The sequence below is a fragment of the Allobosea sp. TAF32 genome (assembly GCF_052113585.1).
Taxonomy (GTDB): Bacteria; Pseudomonadota; Alphaproteobacteria; order Rhizobiales; family Beijerinckiaceae; genus Allobosea.
This window is the reverse complement of record NZ_JBFRDM010000062.1, coordinates 1-366: the sequence shown is the minus strand read 5'-3', so window position 1 is coordinate 366 and position 366 is coordinate 1. Positions and strand designations below refer to the sequence as shown.

Here is a 366-nt window from a genome sequence, read left to right as displayed (position 1 = left end):
GCCGTACGGTGTGCCGCCGGGCGGAGCGGGCGCTGGTGGCGCTGGGCGCCACCGAGGCCCTCAACGAGGCGCCGCGCCAGTACCTGAACCGGCTCTCGGACCTGCTGTTCGTGCTCGCCCGGGTGCTGAATCGGGCCGGCGGCGGCACCGACGTGCTCTGGCAGCGCGAGCGGCAGTCCTGATATCCGCAAAAAAGATAACAATAAGCCACTTTTTGGCCGCTCCCGACGCAGGCACGGTGCTACCCCGCAAAACCGAGAAAATTACTCGGAATTGCGGGTTCTGCCCTTGAAATGCCCCCGGACGGCCACATTTCGCACTCAGGTTGAATTGCAGCCGCTGCGCCAAAGCAGGGCTCAATAGGAG

General features: G+C 64.8%; 1 protein-coding gene. It reads left to right on the top strand.

Annotated elements, in window-relative coordinates; genetic code table 11:
• On the top strand, positions 1-182 hold a 182-nt coding region (locus AB4Z16_RS28180), incomplete at its 5' end, for an ATP:cob(I)alamin adenosyltransferase (RefSeq protein ID WP_441514601.1).
• Positions 183-366: the final 184 nt, after the last annotated feature.